This is a genomic window from Cognatundibacterium rivi (assembly GCF_018139565.1).
Lineage (GTDB): Bacteria > Pseudomonadota > Gammaproteobacteria > Burkholderiales > Burkholderiaceae_D > Undibacterium > Undibacterium rivi.
Map to the genome: position 1 here is coordinate 240,558 of NZ_JAGSPK010000003.1, position 14,952 is coordinate 255,509.

13 protein-coding genes are annotated in these 14,952 nt (G+C 48.5%); 8 read left to right on the forward strand and 5 right to left on the reverse strand.

What is annotated here, in order from left to right:
- Positions 1-348: 348 nt before the first annotated feature.
- From KDM87_RS09755 to ugpQ, 4 genes are all read right to left on the reverse strand, one after another.
- Positions 349-576, reverse strand: coding sequence for a sulfurtransferase TusA family protein (locus KDM87_RS09755; RefSeq protein ID WP_186883101.1), 228 nt, complete (start codon positions 574-576; stop codon positions 349-351).
- Positions 577-1,048: 472 nt separating this feature from the next.
- Positions 1,049-3,664: an alanine--tRNA ligase gene (alaS, locus tag KDM87_RS09760; protein WP_212678898.1), complete on the reverse strand. Its 2,616-nt coding sequence runs from the start codon at positions 3,662-3,664 to the stop codon at positions 1,049-1,051.
- Between the two features lie 229 nt (positions 3,665-3,893).
- On the reverse strand, positions 3,894-4,223 hold the full coding sequence (locus KDM87_RS09765) for a hypothetical protein (RefSeq protein WP_212678899.1): 330 nt from the start codon (positions 4,221-4,223) through the stop codon (positions 3,894-3,896).
- A 141-nt stretch (positions 4,224-4,364) separates the two neighbouring features.
- Positions 4,365-5,111 (reverse strand): glycerophosphodiester phosphodiesterase, encoded by a 747-nt coding sequence (gene ugpQ, locus KDM87_RS09770; RefSeq protein WP_212678900.1) that lies wholly within the window; start codon positions 5,109-5,111, stop codon positions 4,365-4,367.
- A gap of 43 nt (positions 5,112-5,154) precedes the next feature.
- Between ugpQ and KDM87_RS09775 the strand changes: the two genes are divergently transcribed.
- From KDM87_RS09775 to KDM87_RS09800, 6 genes are all read left to right on the forward strand, one after another.
- A complete protein-coding gene (locus KDM87_RS09775; RefSeq protein WP_212678901.1) occupies positions 5,155-6,396 on the forward strand; it encodes a CaiB/BaiF CoA transferase family protein in 1,242 nt (413 codons plus the stop codon).
- Between the two features lie 166 nt (positions 6,397-6,562).
- Entirely contained in the window at positions 6,563-7,702 is a 1,140-nt protein-coding gene (locus tag KDM87_RS09780; protein ID WP_230407687.1) for a sensor histidine kinase, read from the forward strand.
- Positions 7,699-8,502 (forward strand): LytR/AlgR family response regulator transcription factor, encoded by an 804-nt coding sequence (locus tag KDM87_RS09785; protein WP_212678902.1) that lies wholly within the window; start codon positions 7,699-7,701, stop codon positions 8,500-8,502. Before KDM87_RS09780 ends, KDM87_RS09785 begins: the two co-directional genes overlap by 4 nt.
- 42 nt (positions 8,503-8,544) lie before the next feature.
- The gene (locus KDM87_RS09790; protein WP_212678903.1) at positions 8,545-9,021 is read left to right on the forward strand and encodes a GNAT family N-acetyltransferase; all 477 of its coding nucleotides are present in this window, start codon (positions 8,545-8,547) and stop codon (positions 9,019-9,021) included.
- A gap of 58 nt (positions 9,022-9,079) precedes the next feature.
- Positions 9,080-9,955, forward strand: a complete 876-nt coding sequence (locus tag KDM87_RS09795) for a sulfurtransferase (protein WP_212679251.1) — start codon at positions 9,080-9,082, stop codon at positions 9,953-9,955.
- Between the two features lie 148 nt (positions 9,956-10,103).
- Positions 10,104-12,164: a M13 family metallopeptidase gene (locus KDM87_RS09800; protein WP_212678904.1), complete on the forward strand. Its 2,061-nt coding sequence runs from the start codon at positions 10,104-10,106 to the stop codon at positions 12,162-12,164.
- 79 nt (positions 12,165-12,243) lie between these two features.
- Here the strand turns inward: KDM87_RS09800 and KDM87_RS09805 are convergent, their stop codons facing one another.
- Positions 12,244-12,813 carry a flavodoxin family protein gene (locus tag KDM87_RS09805; RefSeq protein WP_212678905.1) on the reverse strand — a complete coding sequence of 190 codons (570 nt, stop codon included), beginning with the start codon at positions 12,811-12,813 and terminating at the stop codon, positions 12,244-12,246.
- A 250-nt stretch (positions 12,814-13,063) separates the two neighbouring features.
- On the opposite strand from KDM87_RS09805, the gene KDM87_RS09810 reads away from it, so the two are divergent.
- Together KDM87_RS09810 and gluQRS are read left to right on the forward strand one after the other, a co-directional pair.
- Entirely contained in the window at positions 13,064-13,981 is a 918-nt protein-coding gene (locus KDM87_RS09810; RefSeq protein WP_212678906.1) for a LysR family transcriptional regulator, read from the forward strand.
- A gap of 40 nt (positions 13,982-14,021) precedes the next feature.
- Entirely contained in the window at positions 14,022-14,945 is a 924-nt protein-coding gene (gene gluQRS / locus KDM87_RS09815; protein ID WP_212678907.1) for a tRNA glutamyl-Q(34) synthetase GluQRS, read from the forward strand.
- The last annotated feature ends 7 nt before the right edge of the window (positions 14,946-14,952 follow it).

A 14,952-nucleotide genomic window follows, 5' to 3' on the forward strand; every position in this document is an offset into this window, starting at 1 on the left:
GACTGTTTTTTGCGCGACACCTTACTTTTAAAGCTGATTTAGTACTGATTGACGTATACGTAAAGTAAATCCGTTTGATTATAAATCGAAATGAGAAGATTTCGCACAATTTAGCACGATCGTTCCTTTTTTGTTTACATTGATACTAGAGCAGAGTATCTAATCAACACATTTCATGATCTTTCGTACGCTTATACCTCACATTATGCAAAAAATTGGGCAATCAGACTGCATTCCTATCGCTGAGGCAATAATGAAAATAAAAATAAACAATCACGCTAAAAAGTGAGGAGGTTCAGAATATAAAAAACCCGCAAAATTTGCGGGTTTTTTTGAAATTTAAGATTTTTATTTGCGCTTAATAAAATACTCAAATTCGTTACTACTTTCCTGATGCGACAATAATTCATTTCCTGTTTGTTTTGAAAATGCTTTGAAGTCACGAACAGATCCGGGATCAGTTGCAAGCACGTGCAAGACCTCACCGGTAATCATCTCAGCAAGTGCCTTTTTTGTCTTCAAAATAGGCAAAGGACAATTCAGTCCACGAGCGTCAAGTTCTTTATTGAATTGCATGATTTTTCCTGTAGCAGCAAACGATATAGCTCATTTGCAAAACATTTGACGCACCAATTCTACCGGAATTTTCATTGGTATGGTGCGATGCAGCACACTAACAACATTTACCCTGTTTATTTACTCAAGTTATGCACCAAAATATGGCAAATTGATTTTTAATTTGTTTTATTTTCAAAAAAACATCACGGTAAAAACAAGGCGAAGAAGAAAATCAGGTGATATCAACGTCAATTAAAATATTAGAATTCAATCGCTAGCGTACTGTTTCATCATAGGTGAAATTCAGCTATTTTTTATAAAATAATCCGTGAACCAGCGTCCACATCATTCATCTTGTTTAACTTTATTGATAAACGAAAGTACGCTGCAGGCTCACACATTTAAAATAAAAAAACCGGCACACATGCCGGTCTTTTTTAACTCGAACTCACTGTTACATCTTTAGAAAAAACTGTCGCAATATTGGCAATCAAGCCAACTTGGCACTGATCCAGTCCGGCACACCTGCCAGCGCATTTGGCAAGCCCGAAGGATCAGTTCCACCGGCTTGCGCCATGTCTGGGCGACCACCACCTTTGCCGCCAACTTGCTGCGCCACAAAGTTAACCAGATCACCAGCTTTCACTTTAGATGTGCTATCTGCTGTCACCCCAGCAATCAGACTGACCTTACTATCGTTCACAGCGGCCAATACAATCGCTGCGGTTTTCAATTTATCTTTCAGTTTGTCCATGGTTTCACGCAAAGCTGTGACATCGGCACCTTCCAGTGTCGCTGCCAACACTTTGATACCTTTGACATCAACCGCTTTACCAATCAGATCATCGCCCTGACTCGATGCCATTTTGGATTTCAGTGTCGCCAGTTCTTTTTCCAAAGCTTTGACGTGATCTTGTACTTGACCAATCCGCTGCGTCAATTCTTCTGGCTGCGCTTTCAAGGCCGCAGCCGCTTCATTGATGCGGTTGTTCAGATTCTGCACCAGCGCCAGCGCAACTTCACCCGTCACTGCTTCAACACGGCGAATACCTGCTGCTACACCGCTCTCCGCAACGATCTTGAATAAGCCGATATCGCCAGTACGGGAAACATGCGTACCACCGCACAACTCGCGGGAAGAACCGATATCCAGTACGCGGACTTCATCGCCATATTTTTCGCCGAACAATGCCATCGCGCCATGTTTAACGGCATCGTCATAAGCCATCACTTGCGCTCGGGTAGCCGCATTTGCCAAAATTTCGCGATTCACAATGGACTCCACCTGACGGATTTCGTCAGCAGTCATCGGGCCGTTGTGGCTAAAGTCAAAGCGGGTTTTTTCAACGTCAACCAGAGAACCTTTTTGCGCCACATGGCTACCCAACACTTCACGCAAGGCCTTGTGCATCAGATGCGTGGCAGAGTGATTACGCATGGTTTGAGCACGAATTTCCGCATTCACTTCAGCCTTGACGTTTTGTACGATAGTCAGGCTACCGGATTTCAATACGCCGTGATGACCGAACACATCAGCCTGAATTTTCTGCGTGTCTGCGACTTCAAACACCGCGCCATCTAAGCCCATCAATACACCTGAGTCACCACACTGACCGCCGGATTCAGCATAGAAAGGAGTCGTGTCGAGCACAACGATTGCCTGTTGACCTGCCTTGACTTCATTAACGGCGCTGCCATCAACATACAACGCAACAACCTTCGCTTCGTGTTGCAATTGATCGTAGCCGACGAACTTAGTTTTATCGCCGCTGTATTCAATCGCAGTCGCCATTTTGAATTTACCAGCAGCACGCGCAGTCTGTCTTTGTCTTTCCATCGCTGCATTGAAACCAGCCTCATCCAGCACGACATTACGCTCACGACAAATATCTGCGGTCAAATCGAGTGGGAAACCATAAGTGTCATACAAGGTGAATGCCGTTTCACCGTCAAGGTTTTTACCGTCTTTGACGAGTGCCGCTTCCAGAATTTTCATGCCGTGTTCCAACGTCTCACCGAAACGTTCTTCTTCCGTCTTCAAGACTTGTGCAACACGCTCTGCAACCTCGGCCAGTTCTGGATAAGCGCCGCCCATTTCCTTGACCAGATCTGCCACTAACTTGTAGAAAAACGGCTGGCTTTGCCCCAATTTATGGCCATGACGCAAAGCGCGGCGGGTAATGCGGCGTAGCACATAGCCGCGGCCTTCATTACCAGGGATGATGCCGTCAACAATCAGAAAACCAGCGCAGCGGATATGATCAGCAATCACGCGCAGTGAATTGTTTTCCAGATCAGTACAACCAGTTTCACGCGCAGCAGCCTTGATCAGGTTTTGGAAAGTATCGATTTCATAGTTGGAGTGTACGTGCTGCAACACCGCAGACAAACGTTCCAGACCCATGCCCGTATCCACGCATGGTTTAGGCAAAGGATGCAAAACACCCGCCTCATCTTTGTTAAACTGCATGAACACCAGATTCCAGATTTCGATGAAACGGTCGCCATCTTCATCTGGCGATCCCGGTGGACCACCCCAGATTTCAGGGCCGTGATCATAGAAAATTTCGGTACAAGGACCGCAAGGACCAGTATCCGCCATCTGCCAGAAGTTATCAGAGGCGTAGCGCGCGCCTTTGTTGTCACCGATGCGAATGATGCGTTCTACCGGCACGCCGATTTCGTTTTTCCAGATTTCGTAAGCTTCATCATCTTCCTGATAAACAGTGACGGTCAGCTTGTCTTTTGGCAGCCCATAAACCGAAGTCAGCAATTCCCAGGCATAGTGAATTGCATCTTTTTTGAAATAATCGCCAAAAGAGAAATTGCCCAGCATTTCAAAGAACGTATGGTGACGCGCTGTGTAGCCAACGTTTTCCAGATCATTGTGCTTACCACCTGCACGAACACTGCGTTGTGCTGTTGTCGCCCGCGTGTAACTACGTTTATCCTGTCCCAGAAACACATCCTTAAACTGGACCATACCGGAATTGGTGAACAATAAAGTCGGATCATTGCCGGGAATCAGGCTGGATGAACGCACACGGGTGTGCCCTTTGGATTCGAAAAAACTAAGGAATTTATCGCGGATTTCTGACGAGTTCATAGAGAGATAGGCCAAAGCTGAAAATGAGTTAACTTCTGATTATACGGTATAAATTCTGCGTTATAACAGGAGTCAGCGCTGTGAAATCCGAAGATTCGTCAATTAAACAGCGATCAGCGACTACCTTAGCACCAGCACTCAAAACGACTACAGGTTTTCGCAGACTTTAAAAGGAAAAAACCGTCAACGCTGGTGCACTGACGGTTTTTTTTCAATAAGAGGAATGGTCTTACTGACTGGTTTCAACTTTTCTGGCGTTATGTTTTTTTGTATAAATACGTTTGCTGGCAACATTTTCCTGATGTTCAAGCTTTGCCCGCTCCTGCTTGGTTACAACACCATCAGCCGCGGCAGCCTCTTTGTTTGCCTCAATCTTCGCTTCGCGTTTTTCCAGATTTGCGCTTTCTTTCGCAGTCAATTCGCCGTTGCTGATGCCTTTGGCAATCCGTTCCTGCTGACGAGCCTGACGTTTATCGATATTCGGCGTCGCTGTCTGCGCAAACACTGGTGCAACAAAAGCGGTGGCAAGAATGAATGCCGTCATCTGTATCATTTTCATGTTGTACCTTTCAATGTAGAAGCATGTGTCCGTGGAGTAAAATCAATGGGTTGTTCCCATAGACTCCACAACGGAATCAGCAACTTCAGCGATGACAAGTATTTGTATAGTCATGTAACAAGCGGTAAGCAGACATGAATATCAGAACCCGGCAGGTATCAGATCAATCCGGTCGGTACAAAATCCATCGACGCCCCAACGTAAAATTTCTGCTGCACGTTCTGCATCGTTGACGGTATAGCAAAACAATCCGTAGCCAGCATCTTTCACATTTTTTGCCAGCAATGGACTCAGATACTTGTGATTCGTATGCAGAGACACTGCGCCGACTTCCTGCAATTTCGCTTTCCAATCCGGCGTAATCTCATCCATCAGCAAACCGCGTGGAATAGTGGGCGCGGCACGTTTGGCGGCCATCAGAGCAACAAAAGAAAACGAGGAAAACAAAGGCAAATGCCTTACATCGCTCACACCGATATCTGCAAAGAGTTCAGAACTCCGGGCCGCAACGATATGCCCGGTTTCTTCTTCAAAGCCCGGGGCTGGCTTGATTTCCACATTCATCCAGATACCATGCTGGCGGCAGAAGCAGACGACATCAGAATATAGTGGCACCGGTTCGCCTTTGTAACCGGAGTTAAACCACGCACCCGCATCCATTTTTTGTAAATCAGCGGCAAGCGTATCCGCCACCTGCCCACGACCAGTGATAGTCCGGCCAAATTCAGGGTCGTGCATCAGCACAGGAACGCCATCCTTTGATAACATGACATCAAATTCCACCGCCGTGAAACCGTGCGCAGCTCCACACTTCATTGCCGCCAGTGTGTTCTCTGGTGCAAGAACACCGCCACCCCGGTGCGCAAGAACTTTGGGATACGGCCACATATTCATCTCCAAAAAAATATTGCAGACAAAAGGATAATCCAGGATGACAGCGACGTCGCTACAAAAAAAAGCCCTCGGCCATATACGCATTCTTGATCTGACGCGTGTGCTGGCGGGTCCTTGGTGTGCGCAGAATTTCGCCGACCTGGGAGCCGAAGTCATTAAGGTAGAACGTCCCGGGAATGGCGATGATACGCGCTCCTGGGGGCCGCCTTATCTGCGCGACCAGAATGGCGACAACACCACTGAAGCCGCCTACTATCTCGCGGCAAACCGGGGGAAGCAGGCCATCACGGTGGATATTTCCACGCCGGAAGGTCAGGAAATCATCAAAAAACTGGCCGCACAATCCGACGTGGTTTTAGAAAACTACAAAGTCGGCCAGTTAAAAAAATATGGGCTTGATTACGCATCTCTGAAGGAAATGAAGCCTGATCTGATTTACTGCTCAATTACCGGCTTTGGTCAGAATGGCCCGTATGCTCATCGCGCTGGCTACGATTTTATCGTTCAGGGTATGGGTGGTTTTATGTCGCTGACCGGGGAACGTGACGAGCTACCCGGAGGCGGTCCGCAAAAAGCAGGCGTTGCGATTGCCGATCTGATGACTGGCATGTACGCCACTATCGCGGTGATGGCCGCTCTGACACATCGTGACCGCACTGGTGAAGGTCAGTACATCGATATGGCTTTGCTTGATGTGCAAGTCGCCATGCTGGCAAACATGAATACCAACTATCTGGCCAGCGGCAAACCGCCGGTACGATGGGGCAATGCGCATCCGAATATCGTTCCTTATCAGACGTTCGCTACATCCGATGGACATATTATTGTCGCAGCCGGCAACGACGGCCAATACAAAAAATTTGTCGCAGCCGGCGGCGAGGAACAGCTTGCAAGCGATGAGCGTTTCAGCACAAATCCAGCGCGCGTGGCAAACCGTGAGGTATTGATTCCATTGCTGGCAGAGATGGTGAAACGCAAATCCAGACAAGAGTGGATAGCGCTGCTGGAGGAAGCAGGTGTACCGTGCGGACCAATTAATCGGCTGGACGATGTGTTTAATGATCCTCAGGTCAAGGCGCGCGGTATGCAGATTACTTTGCCTCATCCGACTGCAGGCAGCGTGAAGTTAGTCGGCAGTCCAATGAAGCTATCGGCCACGCCACCTGATTATCAGGCGCCGCCGCCGTTACTAGGGCAACACACAGATCAGATTTTAAAATCCGTGCTTGGATATGACGATGAACAGTTAAATCAGTTCAGGCAACGTGGCATTATCTGAGCCAGCAGATCTGATGGGGCGCGAGAACTGAAACAGTATTTCGCGCCAGATAAAGCGGGCTTGACGACAGATTCGGCACTCTTCATCGCAATCAGATATCCGATGCTGTCATCGGGCGCTAACATCAATTTTGGACAAAATATTGCATCAGATACGAAGCGCAAAAATGACGACACCACCTGTTCTCCAGTCTAAAGATCGCCCGGCGCCAGACCAGAAGCCGGGTAAAGAAACGCAGCTAAGAAAATTGCTGCAGGATCTGCCACGGCTGCTGCTCATCAACGCCATCTGCACACTGATCGTCACCTATGTGATGCAAAAACACGGTTCCTTGCTGCATAGCTGGGTCTTTTCCAATTGCATAGGATTCAGTTGCTATGCGCTGGTACGTGTCATTCAGCATTTGTTCTGGCGTACACGCAAACCGCAGCCGTTCTTGTTTTTCCTCGTTTGCTTGCTCATTACGCCCCTGGGGTTTATCACAGGATCAACGCTTGCTGCCGCTATTTTTTCGTATCCGCTACTGAGTATTTTTTCGATGCAATGGGCTTACTTCAGCAGTTTCATCGGGCTGACCATGGTAATCAGTCTGATTTCGGTCTGGTCGTTCTGGAATAAAGCAAAATTATCAGAACTGGCCGCGGAAGCAGAGGCAGAAAAAGCGAAATCTGCTGCGATTGAGCGCCAGGCACTGCAAGCGCAACTGCAAATGCTGCAGGCTCAGATAGAACCGCATATGCTGTTTAACACGCTGGCTAATCTGCAAGGACTGATCGCACTTGATCCGCCTCGGGCACAACATATGCTGTCGCAGTTGATTGTTTATTTGCGTAATACCCTGAGCGCTTCCAGAGCAGAAAAAACCACATTGCAGCAGGAATTTTCTCTGATCGAAGCCTATCTGGAACTGCTCGCGATACGGATGGGAAAACGTCTGACTTATACCTTATCTCTGCCAGCAGAGTTACGGGAACAAACCATCCCGCCCATGCTCATACAACCGCTGGTAGAAAACGCGATCAAACATGGTCTGGAGCCAAAAATCAACGGGGGAAACATTCATGTTGCAGCAGAAAATGATGGCCATTTCCTTTATCTGACCGTCGCAGATACCGGTCTTGGATTATCGCCTCATGCTGTGTCACCAGAAGCTCAGTATGCCGGACTGGGGCTTGGCAATATCAATCTCCGTGAACGCCTGCAGGCGCTCTTTGGCCCATCGGCCACATTTACATTGGAAGCAAATCAGCCGGAAGGTGCGATTGCCCGGATTTCTATACCTTTTATCCCAACTACCTCATCATGAATATACGCGCCCTGATTGCTGAAGATGAAGTCATACTCTCACTCACCCTGCAAAAAATGCTGGAAAAACTCTGGCCGGAATTAGTATTGTGCAGCGTGGTGGAAAATGGTGTTGAAGCCGTACGGGAAGCCTTGCAGCACGCACCGGACATTCTCTTTCTGGATATTAAAATGCCGGGTAAAACCGGCCTGGAAGTAGCGCAAGAACTGGCGGAAGAGTGGCCGGAAAACCGCCCATTCCCGTTGATCGTTTATGTGACCGCTTACGACGAATTTGCGATTCAGGCATTTGAACATTCGGCGTCAGATTATGTACTCAAGCCTGTCAGTGAAGAACGTCTGAGTAAAACGGTACAGCGTTTGCAAATGCGTCTGACTGATCAGTCGCAAAGCGGCACAGAACTCGAACGCGTGCTTGAACAATTACGCCACATGATGCCGGGGCACGTACACGCCAGCGGATCTGTTGTGCATAAACCTTTGCATATGATACGTGCCGCCGTTGGTAATCAGATCCGCATGATTCCGGTCGAAGACGTTTTATATTTTGAAGCGACAGACAAATACATTAACGTCGTTACGAAAGAACATTCCTCACTGATCCGCAGCAGTTTGCGCGAATTATTGCCGCAAATTGATTCTGATGTGTTCTGGCAGATCCATCGCAGCACCGTGGTGAACAGCAAAAAAATTCTCGCGGCCCACAAAGATGACAACGGAAAAATGACACTGAAATTGAGGGATAGCGATGATAAGCTGACAGTCAGCAGAGTTTATTCACATTTATTCCGGCAAATGTAATGGCTATCGCACACTACGAATTTGCCTACTCATCTCACGCAAATGACAAATCGACTCACTCAACTACGCTGGCAATTGTCCGCTTTTTCAGAATTCAGCCCTGAGCAGTTACACAAGGTGTATCAGGCCAGGTGCGCGGTATTTATCGTTGAACAAAATTGCCCGTATCAGGATATTGATGGCAAAGATCCTCTGAGTCACCATCTTGTGGCCTGGGATAACAATGATGACATTGCAGCCTATTTACGCATCGTTCCTGCCGGCATCAGTTATGCAGAACCATCGCTGGGCCGCGTCCTGAGTACGCAGGCATGGCGCGGGACTGGTGTAGGAAAAGAATTGATTGCGAACGGCATCAAGGCACTGCGCCAGCTTTATCCATCTGCCCCTGTGCGCATAGGCGCGCAAGCCTATCTTGAAAAGTTTTATGGCAGCTTTGGCTTTCAGACAGTTTCCGATATCTATCTCGAAGACGAGATTCCACACCTGGTCATGCTGCTGCCAGCAAGCGATTGCTGAATTCAACTATAATTGAGCTAAATCAATGACTTACTGAAAATGAGTGAATTCTTCTATTATGCCGGTCACACAGTTATCCCCTGCAACACCTTACGTCAATATCTCTGCTTACAAATTTATCACCTTCAACGACACTGCTGAAAAGCGGCAGGCGTTTATCGATAAATGTCAGGAACTTAATCTCAAGGGCACCATTCTGCTGACGCCGGAAGGTATCAATATGTTCCTCGCAGGGCTGCGTCACGAGATCGACGCTTACATGGACTGGCTGCATAGTGATCCAAGATTCGCCGACATCGTTGCCAAAGAAAGTTACTCTGATCGTCAGCCTTTCACCAAATTGCTGGTCAAGCTGAAAGCAGAAATCATTACCATGCGCATGCCGCTGATCAAGCCGGAAGAAGGTCGCGCACCCTCAGTCGATGCGCAGACCCTGAAACGCTGGCTGGATCAGGGTCATGACGATAACGGCAAAGCGGTCGTGATGGTCGATACCCGCAATGATTTTGAAGTTGACGTGGGCAGTTTTGACAACACCATCGACTACCGCATCACCAAGTTCACGGAATTCCCGCAAGTGATTGCAGATCACCGCGATGAGTTGAACGACAAAACCGTTGTGACCTTCTGCACTGGTGGCATACGCTGCGAGAAAGCGGCAATTCACATGCAAAACGTTGGCTTTGAAAGCGTGTATCAGTTGGAAGGCGGTATTCTCAAGTATTTCGAAGAAGTCGGTGGCGACCATTATCACGGCGATTGCTTTGTGTTCGACTATCGTACGGCGCTGAATCCGCAGTTAGAGGCCACAGATACCAAGCAATGCTTTGCCTGCCGCGCCGTCGTCACGCCGCGTGAACAACTGTCGCCCTGGTATGTCCCCGGTAAATCCTGCCCGCACTGCAAAAAAGAATTAGCGCAACCCCAGGCTTGATCATTCCGTTTTTCTTCAGAGAAAACTCATTTGACGCAGATACGTTGAATGAGTTTTTTTCATTCTGGCTCTGAACTTTCGGCGTCACACCATGTCACAATCGCACTACATTCTTTTCATCTATCCAAAATACAAACGAGACTAATCCATGAAACGTTTTTTACTGAGTACTCTCGCGCTTAGCCTGTTGTCGAATGCCGTTTATGCCGCAGAACCAGTCGTTGCGCCAACAGCGGCTGTCACACTGAACCTCGGTTCAGGCATCGTTCCGCGTAATTTTGAACCAACGACTCGTGGTCAGGATAATTTTTTCAGACATGCGCAAGGTGGTTGGTTAAGAGCCAATGAAATTCCTGCCGACAAATCAGACTGGGGCTCCTTTATGGAAGCCCGTGAAAATGTACAGCGACAATTGCACGCGCTGATCAGCGATGTCGCTAAGGACGATAAAAATCCTGCTGGTACAGAAAAACAGAAAATCGCGGATCTTTTCAACAGTTTCATGAACGAGGAAAAATTAGAAGCGCTGGGTGTCGGGGCACTGAAATCTGAACTCGACAATATTGCAGCAGTAAAAAATAAAGAAGGGCTTGCCGTACTTTTTGCTCAGCTTCAGAAAATCGGTGTTACCACTCCGTTCCGCCTGCGTGTTGAACAAGACAGCAAGCAATCCAGTCAATACATCGTCGATATCGCACAATCAGGATTAGGCTTACCGAATCGTGATTATTATCTGAAAACCGACGACAAAAAAATGAGTGACATCCGCGCTGCGTATCTGACGCATGTGGAAAAAGTACTGACACTGGCAGGCGATAAAAATGCTGCAATGAATGCGAAGCAGGTACTGGCGATAGAAACGGAACTCGCCAAAGCACAATGGACGAATGTGGAAAACCGCGATCCGCTCAAGACCTATAACAAAATGCCCGTATCAAAGCTCGATACGCTGACGCCGGGCTATCAGTGGCAATCTTATTTTCAGACTAACGGTATCGCCGGAAAAGCTGATCAGGTTCTGGTACAGCAACCAGGTTATCTGAGCGGATTCAGTCATACACTGAAAATTTTTCCTTTATCTGCCTGGAAAAACTATGCCGAATGGCACCTGCTGAGCACCTACAGCCCCTACCTGTCCAGCGCATTTGCGAATGAAAATTTTGCCTTCCGTGGCACCACGCTGGCCGGTATCAAAGTCAACCGCACACGCGAACAACGCGCCGTTGCGTTGACAGATCAGATGCTGGGCGAAGCCGTTGGCAAGCTGTACGTTGAAAAATATTTCGCCCCCGAAACCAAAGTCCGCACAGAAAAGATGGTGAAATATTTTCTGGCTGCATTCAAGGACAGCATAGACTCTCTGGATTGGATGAGCGCCGAAACAAAAAAACAAGCGCAGATAAAGCTCTCAAAAATCAGCGTGAAGATTGGCTACCCTGAGAAATGGAAAGATTACTCCGCAATACAGATCAGTAAAGATGATCTGGTCGGTAATCTGAAACGTATTCGCAGCGCGGATTTCGAGAAAAACGTGAAACGACTGGGCACACCGGTTGATCGCAGCGAATGGCATATGACACCACAAACAGTAAATGCCTATTACAGCCCGGAAATGAATGAAATCGTCTTCCCGGCAGCGCGTTTGCAGGCACCGTTGTTTAACGTTGAAGCAGAAGATGCGGTTAACTACGGCGCGCTCGGTATTTCAATTGGTCATGAAATCAGCCACGCTTTTGACGATGCAGGATCGCAATACGATGGTGACGGCAACTTGCGTGATTGGTGGACCAAAGAAGACCGTGAAAAATTCAACCGCAAAACCAAAGTTCTGGTTGAACAATACAATGGCTACAGCCCGGTTCCGGGTCATTTCCTGAACGGTGAACTGACGCTGGGCGAAAATATTGCGGATAACGTCGGTATCGTGATGGCCTTAAAAGCTTACCGCCTGTCGCTGGAAGGAAAACCATCACCGATTCTCGATGGCTGGTCGGGCGAACAACGCCTGTTCCTTGGTCTCGCCCAAGCACGTCGCAGCAAATCACGCGAACAGCGTGCGCTTGCCCTGATCAAGACTGACCCGCACTCTCCCGGCGAATTCCGCGTCAATGGCAGCCTCAGAAACAACACCACATTCTATGACGCATTTAACGTGAAACCCGGTGATGGTATGTACCTGCCGGAAGACAAACGTGTCAGTATCTGGTAACTGAATCTGGTAATTGAGTCAAAAAAAGTCCGCTGTAACAGCGGACTTTTTCATATACGATCAAACAAAAAATGAACGATTAACTAAATTTTTTCGCCACTTCGGCGATACGCTGACCAAACAATTTTGCCGTTTCAAGATCACCCGGCAATGGACCTTCTTCGGGTGAGGAGTCTGACGGAGATTGCGTCATCAGGCCACTGAAACTGCCGACATAATTAATATCATTGCGTTGCGCAGCTTTACTGTTCGATGGCATCAGACCAGTACCCACCCAGATCATGGAATGCTGCTGTGAGAAAGTGAACAGATATTGCAGCGTGCTTAGTTTGTCGCCATTCATCGTCGCGGAGTTCGTGAAACCCGCCGCAATCTTATTCTTCCATTGCTGGTGATACCAAGGCTTGGATGACGCATCGGCAAACTTTTTGAATTGCCACGAAACGGTACCCATGTATGTCGGCGAGCCAAACACGATCGCATCTGCCGCAGCCAGACTCGCCCATTGTGCTTCGGTGATATTGCCTTCAGCATCAATCAATATCAATTCTGCTGCCGCGCCATTGGCAGCGACACCCGCCTGCACTGCTTCAGCTGCCTTGGTAGTGTGTCCATAACCTGAATGATAAACAATCGCTACTTTTTTCATGTCACATATCCTTTTGGTTCATTAAAAATCATCCACATCCATGACGCCCGATGAATCTCGTCAACAATCTTTTAATCCACTGTTCAAACCATCGTCAGCACATGGCCAATCAGCATCAAGCACACACAAAGTCAGCCCGGATAAATCTGTCTTATTCAAAATAATTGATGCCGTACCTGCACTATATACAAGCAGATCAGACAAGATAAGGGTAAAATTTTCTACACATCATTCAAATTAATTGAATAAAATGAATCTGACGCTGGAAGCCTTGCAAATTCTCGATGCCATCGCCCGCAAAGGCAGCTTTGCTGCTGCTGCAGCGGCGCTGGATAAAGTGCCGTCAGCAATTACTTACAGCATACGCAAACTCGAAGAAGATCTGGATGTCTTGCTGTACGACCGGCGGGGACACAGAGCAAAACTGACCAGCGCTGGCGAAGAATTGTTAACTCAGGGCAGAAACTTATTGCATGCGGCACAGGATCTTGAAAATCGCGTTAAACGTGCGGCAAGTGGCTGGGAAGCAAGCTTTCATATCGTGATCGATGGCATCATCCGCTTCGAAGATCTGATCCCTTTAATTAAAGAATTTGAACAACAAGGTGGTGGCACGCGCATCCGCATTTCACAGGAAATTTTATCCGGCGTATGGGAAAGTCTGATCACCGGGCGCGCCGATCTGGCGATCGGTGCCGCATACGATGGACCCGATGCCATCCGCATGCAGGGAGAATTTCAGACCCGCTCACTTGGCAACATTGATTGGGTGTTTGCAGTTGCACCCGAACACCCTTTAGCCAATGCGGCAGAGCCACTCAGCCACGCTGCAATCTTGGAACACCGCGCCGTTGCAGTTGGCGATACCAGCCTGACACTGCCTTCGATGACGGCAGGTTTGTTGAGCGGACAAGATACGCTGACAGTGCCGTCAATACAGGCCAAACTGGCTGCGCAACTGGCCGGATTGGGCTGCGGGCACTTACCACGAAGAATTGCTCAACCGTATTTACAGTCAGGCATGCTGATTGAAAAGAAGACCAGTGCCAATCGCCTGCTGGGTAACAACCGCATCGTCTGGCGCAGCACAAACAAAGGTAAAGCTCTGCAATGGTTTTTACAAAAACTGAATGACCCGATAGTACAAAAAATGTTGATGGGCAACTAAAGTTACGCTGAGCGATACTACAAAATAAATTAAACCAAACATGTCTGCTACGACTGATTACATCGGGCGTTTTGCGCCCTCCCCGACCGGCCCGCTGCATATGGGCTCACTGGTCGCCGCCATGGCGAGTTATCTCGACGCCAAAGCGCACCAGGGCACATGGTTGCTGCGCATAGAAGATCTGGATTTCGACAGGAATGTGGCAGGAGCGGATCAGCAGATTCTGCAATCACTGCAACGTTGCGGTATGCAATGGGATGGCGAAGTCGTCTGGCAAAGTCAGCGCCAGCATTTGTATGAAGCAGCCTTAGGGCAATTAGCCGACTATGTTTATCCCTGTGCCTGCTCACGCAAGGAAATCGCTGACTCTCGCCTGCGTCTCGGCGATCCCGCCAGTCAGATTTATCCGGGTACCTGCCGACACAGCATCCCCGCAGGAAAATCGGCCCGCGCATGGCGTCTGCGTGTGCCCGAGCCGGAACAAGGCGTCGTCTGTTTCGAAGATCGTTTATGTGGCTCGCAAAGTCAGAACCTGGCAACGGAAGTCGGCGATTTCGTTTTAAAACGCGCCGATGGTTTCTGGGCGTATCAGCTCGCCGTAGTTGTTGATGATGCGGCACAAGGAATCAACCATATTGTGCGCGGCGCCGATCTGATCGACTCCACTGCACGTCAGATTTACTTGCAAGGCTTGCTGGGTTTGCCTACCCCCAGCTATCTGCATGTTCCCGTCGTTACCAACGCGAACGGCGAAAAATTGTCAAAACAAACCGGCGCACTGGCATTTGATCGCGGCGATAATGACTTATTACATGAAGCATTGCTGCCCGCCGCCCGATTTCTAGGCTTGAAACTCAGTCCGGCAGTATCTGAGCTGCATGAATTCTGGCAGCTAGCAACGACGCTTTGGGCGAAAAAACTGCGCATCGGTTTGCAGATCAACCTTGTATCAACTCTTATTTAAACTTACT

What these genes read in the sequence shown, in the direction of transcription:
- KDM87_RS09755 (WP_186883101.1), bottom strand. Translation starts at nt 576, where the DNA reads ATGCAATTCAATAAAGAACTTGACGCTCGTGGACTGAATTGTCCTTTG.
- alaS (WP_212678898.1), bottom strand. Translation starts at nt 3,664, where the DNA reads ATGAACTCGTCAGAAATCCGCGATAAATTCCTTAGTTTTTTCGAATCC.
- KDM87_RS09765 (WP_212678899.1), bottom strand. Translation starts at nt 4,223, where the DNA reads ATGAAAATGATACAGATGACGGCATTCATTCTTGCCACCGCTTTTGTT.
- ugpQ (WP_212678900.1), bottom strand. Translation starts at nt 5,111, where the DNA reads ATGTGGCCGTATCCCAAAGTTCTTGCGCACCGGGGTGGCGGTGTTCTT.
- KDM87_RS09775 (WP_212678901.1), top strand. Translation starts at nt 5,155, where the DNA reads ATGACAGCGACGTCGCTACAAAAAAAAGCCCTCGGCCATATACGCATT.
- KDM87_RS09780 (WP_230407687.1), top strand. Translation starts at nt 6,563, where the DNA reads ATGACGACACCACCTGTTCTCCAGTCTAAAGATCGCCCGGCGCCAGAC.
- KDM87_RS09785 (WP_212678902.1), top strand. Translation starts at nt 7,699, where the DNA reads ATGAATATACGCGCCCTGATTGCTGAAGATGAAGTCATACTCTCACTC.
- KDM87_RS09790 (WP_212678903.1), top strand. Translation starts at nt 8,545, where the DNA reads ATGACAAATCGACTCACTCAACTACGCTGGCAATTGTCCGCTTTTTCA.
- KDM87_RS09795 (WP_212679251.1), top strand. Translation starts at nt 9,080, where the DNA reads ATGCCGGTCACACAGTTATCCCCTGCAACACCTTACGTCAATATCTCT.
- KDM87_RS09800 (WP_212678904.1), top strand. Translation starts at nt 10,104, where the DNA reads ATGAAACGTTTTTTACTGAGTACTCTCGCGCTTAGCCTGTTGTCGAAT.
- KDM87_RS09805 (WP_212678905.1), bottom strand. Translation starts at nt 12,813, where the DNA reads ATGAAAAAAGTAGCGATTGTTTATCATTCAGGTTATGGACACACTACC.
- KDM87_RS09810 (WP_212678906.1), top strand. Translation starts at nt 13,064, where the DNA reads ATGAATCTGACGCTGGAAGCCTTGCAAATTCTCGATGCCATCGCCCGC.
- gluQRS (WP_212678907.1), top strand. Translation starts at nt 14,022, where the DNA reads ATGTCTGCTACGACTGATTACATCGGGCGTTTTGCGCCCTCCCCGACC.